This is a genomic window from Flavobacterium arabinosi (assembly GCF_048158725.1).
In the GTDB taxonomy this organism is placed as follows: Bacteria; Bacteroidota; Bacteroidia; order Flavobacteriales; family Flavobacteriaceae; genus Flavobacterium; species Flavobacterium arabinosi.
Genome location: NZ_JBLNKX010000028.1, coordinates 1 through 1204, shown reverse-complemented (window position 1 = coordinate 1204; position 1204 = coordinate 1). Strand labels below are relative to the sequence as shown.

Annotated in this window: 1 protein-coding gene; it reads right to left on the bottom strand. The window is 50.7% G+C overall.

Going from position 1 to position 1204, the window contains the following annotated elements; genetic code table 11:
* The coding region (locus ACM55K_RS17470; protein ID WP_465245429.1) for an HYR-like domain-containing protein at positions 1-1204 on the bottom strand (1204 nt) is incomplete at both ends.

The following is a 1204-nucleotide window of genomic DNA, read 5'->3' as shown; positions in this document are numbered from 1 at the left end:
GCAAAGGTCAACGTCACCGAAGCATCACAAGTATCAGTTGCGGTTGCTTGCGCAAAGGCTGGCAAGGCGGGACAATTGATAGTCGATGGCGCTGGTAAGGCGGCGATTACCGGTGCAGTGATATCCTGAACATTGATCGTTTGTGAAGCTGTTGATCTGTTTCCACAATCATCTGTTGCAGTCCAAGTTCGGGTCACGCTGTAATTACCCGGACAGTTGCCTGGAGTAGTTACATCGGCAAAGGTCAACGTCACCGAAGCATCACAAGTATCAGTTGCGGTTGCTTGCGCAAAGGCTGGCAAGGCGGGACAATTGATAGTCGATGGCGCTGGTAAGGCGGTGATTACCGGTGCAGTGATATCCTGAACATTGATCGTTTGTGAAGCTGTTGATCTGTTTCCACAATCATCTGTTGCGGTCCAAGTTCGGGTCACGCTGTAATTACCCGGACAGTTGCCTGGAGTAGTCACATCAGCAAAGGTCAACGTCACCGAAGCATCACAAGTATCAGTTGCGGTAGCTTGCGCAAAGGCTGGCAAGGCGGGACAATTGATAGTCGATGGCGCTGGTAAGGCGGCGATTACCGGTGCAGTGATATCCTGAACATTGATTCTTTGTGAAGCTGTTGATCTGTTTCCACAATCATCTGTTGCGGTCCAAGTTCGGGTCACGCTGTAATTACCCGGACAGTTGCCTGGAGTAGTTACATCGGCAAAGGTCAACGTCACCGAAGCATCACAAGTATCAGTTGCGGTTGCTTGCGCAAAGGCTGGCAAGGCGGGACAATTGATAGTCGATGGCGCTGGTAATGCGGCGATTACCGGTGCAGTGATATCCTGAACATTGATCGTTTGTGAAGCTGTTGATCTGTTTCCACAATCATCTGTTGCAGTCCAAGTTCGGGTCACGCTGTAATTACCCGGACAGTTGCCTGGAGTAGTTACATCGGCAAAGGTCAACGTCACCGAAGCATCACAAGTATCAGTTGCGGTTGCTTGCGCAAAGGCTGGCAAGGCGGGACAATTGATAGTCGATGGCGCTGGTAAGGCGGCGATTACCGGTGCAGTGATATCCTGAACATTGATTCTTTGTGAAGCTGTTGATCTGTTTCCACAATCATCTGTTGCGGTCCAAGTTCGGGTCACGCTGTAATTACCCGGACAGTTGCCTGGAGTAGTTACATCGGCAAAGGTCAACGTCACCG